At 72.1% G+C, this 2,629-nt stretch carries 4 protein-coding genes; 1 reads left to right on the top strand and 3 read right to left on the bottom strand.

Annotation, left to right across the window (positions count from 1 at the left end; translation table 11 throughout):
• Window positions 1-528: GNAT family N-acetyltransferase (locus ACWCO3_RS33730; protein WP_450014000.1), on the top strand; the 528-nt coding region annotated here is incomplete at its 5' end.
• Window positions 529-546: 18 nt separating this feature from the next.
• Here ACWCO3_RS33730 and ACWCO3_RS33725 read toward each other — a convergent pair.
• The 3 genes from ACWCO3_RS33725 to ACWCO3_RS33715 all read right to left on the bottom strand — a co-directional run.
• The gene (locus tag ACWCO3_RS33725; protein ID WP_450013998.1) at window positions 547-1,164 is read right to left on the bottom strand and encodes a hypothetical protein; all 618 of its coding nucleotides are present in this window, start codon (window positions 1,162-1,164) and stop codon (window positions 547-549) included.
• Window positions 1,165-1,857 (bottom strand): DUF305 domain-containing protein, encoded by a 693-nt coding sequence (locus ACWCO3_RS33720; RefSeq protein WP_450013996.1) that lies wholly within the window; start codon window positions 1,855-1,857, stop codon window positions 1,165-1,167.
• A partial coding sequence (locus tag ACWCO3_RS33715; protein ID WP_450013994.1) for a glycoside hydrolase family protein occupies window positions 1,854-2,629 on the bottom strand: 776 nt, incomplete at its 5' end. The genes ACWCO3_RS33715 and ACWCO3_RS33720, both read right to left, overlap by 4 nt.

The raw sequence follows: 2,629 nt of genomic DNA, 5'->3' as shown, positions 1-2,629 counted from the left end.
GTTCGCCGCGGGCGAGGGCCGACACGGCGCGACGCCGCCGGGAGGGTGGGACCTCCCGACGGCCTTCCCCGCAACTCGTTCTGGGGCATGGGGTCACACACAGTGGACGAGGTGCGCGAGATCTACGCCTTCGTGGACAGCCTGCCGACGCACCACGCGTACCTGATCATGGTCGACGCGGAGCCGGTCGGCCTCTTCCAGACCTACCAGCCCGAGGCGGACCCGGTCGGCGAGCGCTACCGCGTCCAGCCCGGCGACGTGGGCATGCACCTGCTGCTCAGCCCGGACCGACGCCTGGCCCGCGGCCTCACCAACGTCGTCGGCCCGGCCCTCGCCCGCTTCCTGTTCCGCGACCCGTCCGCCCAGCGGATCGTGGTCGAGCCGGACGTCCGCAACCACCTCGCGCTACGCCGACTGGAGATCGAGGGGTTCACCCTCGACTCGGAGATCGACATGCCCGACAAGCGGGCCCAGCTCGCGTTCCTGACGCGCGACCGGTTCGAGGCGAACCACCCCTCACCGGCCTGAGCACCCTGGCGGCGGGCGTCAGCTGTTGGCGCTCCAGAAGCCGATCAGAGTCGCGGTCCACCAGCCCACCTGGGAGACGGTGGCCGCGACGACGCCAGCGAGCAGAGCCGACCAGGGCGGAGGGCCGTCCACGGCGGTGAGTCGATCCCGGACACGGCCGAGGAACAACCCGTTGACGCCCACCGCCAACACCGCGAGCAGCTTGACCCAGACCAGCCCGGACGACGTGTCCGGGCCCAGGGCCGCGCCGCTGACCAGGAGACCCACCAGGCCCAGCCAGATGAGCAGGTGTACGCCGCGTGCGGCGGTCAGCACGTTCCCGAGCGACTCCCGGCGGAGCAGCCAGCGGAGGCTGATCCAGTCCACCGTCAACACCGCGCCGAAGCCCACCACGAGGCAGGTCAGGTGGCAGAAGAGGGCGACCATCCGCCAGCCCGGGGAGAGGCTGAGGTGCGGCGCGAGAAGGATGGCGAACAACCACCCGGCGGTCATCGTCAGGATCGAGGTGACGATCGCGGTCCGCCCGGCGGCGCGGCGATGACCACCCCGCCACCGCGCGGCCGGCGACGCCTCGGCACGGTGGGCCGCCGGTGACACCCGGATCGGGGTACGGACGACGGCGTGCAGGTCAGACACTCAGTCGACCCGCGGAGCGCCGGGCTGGCCGTCCAGAGCGCTCAGCTCGGTGGCCCGTGCCTGCTGGATCCGGCCGGCGAGCGCCTTCAGCTCCGGGCTACCTCCGGCGGTCTGCTCGCCCCGGCACAACACCACTGTCTGCGCGAGGTGCGCCCGTAGCAGGGCGGCCGCCCGGGACGGCACCTCGGCGTCGGGGGTGGCTCGCAACTCGTCGAGACTGGCAGTGGTGACCATGCCGGGCATCTGGTGCCCCTCGTGGATGTTCAACTCCGGAACGTTGCCTGCGGCCAGGATCCCGCGCAGGTCCCGCAACTCGGCCTGGTGCGCCTGCCGGAGGTCGCCGAGGAGGGCCCGCAGTGACGGATCGGCCCCCGTCGGCCGGGTGTCGAGGTGGTCGATCAGCGCGAGCGCACCCTCGTTCATCGGGATCAGCAGTTGGATGAAGGCGTCATCGGTGCCGTTGAGCACCACGGGCGCGGTCGGCACGGCAGCGGGCGAGGCGGCCGCCGCCGCCGACGGAACGGCGGCAGACCGGTCTGCCGCTCGGCCGGAGCGGCCCCAACCCTGGCTGAGACCGACGGCCAGCGTCGTCGCGACCAGGGTGGCGACGACACCGACGATCCGCCAGACGCGGCCGTCGACCCCGGAGCGTCCGGCAGTGATCGGCGGCTCCACCGGCGCGGCCCCGCTCAACGGGCGGCCTGGAAGGCGCGGCCGACCGCTGTCGTCTGGGTCCCGCTGCTGAACAATCCGGACCGGTCCTTGTCCGTGGCTGGGAGGCCGAACCACGCGTAGCGCTGCACGTAGGAAAGTTGACCGAGCATGGCGGTGGCCGCCGTGAGGAAGGCAGCCTGCTGTTCCTGGCCGGGGAACTGCGCACCGCCGCCGTCGAAGCGGATCAGGGCGAACTCCGTCAGCCAGATCGGTTTGCGGTACCGCTGGTAGACGGCCTGGAGGTACTGCCGGAGTTGGTCGACCGCGGCGGCGGTGGCGAAGTCGGCACCGAACCAGTGCACGGTGATGAAGTCCACCCGGTGACCTCGGGCCTGGGCGCCGGTCATGAACCGGTCGAGCCAACCCTGCGGATCGGGCGCGCCGACGGCGACCGCCGGGCTGCCCAGTCTGCTGCCCGTCGCCATCAACTGTGGCCACAGGTCGAGCGCCTGCTCGACGGTCATGTTCGCCTGCTCGGGCATGTCCGGCTCGTTGAAGGTGAGCAGGTCCGGCCCCGCCGCCTTAGCCCTGGCCAGGTCAGGGGCGGTGACGTTCTCCGCACTGCGGATCATGGGCACGAACGTGACACCCTTCGGGGTGCTGATCCCCGGGTGCTGGGTGCCCCAGGTGTAGTACCAGCCGGCCTTCGAGGCTGCCAGCGCCTGACTGGCCCCGGCGAAGTTCCACACTCCGACGCCCTTGCGGGCGGAGCTGACCGCCGGGGCGACCGGGGCCTTCGACGAGGGCCGGG

The organism is Micromonospora sp. NPDC002411 (genome assembly GCF_053592955.1).
Note: the sequence above shows the minus strand (reverse complement) of the source record. Positions and strands in the feature narration are given on the sequence as shown.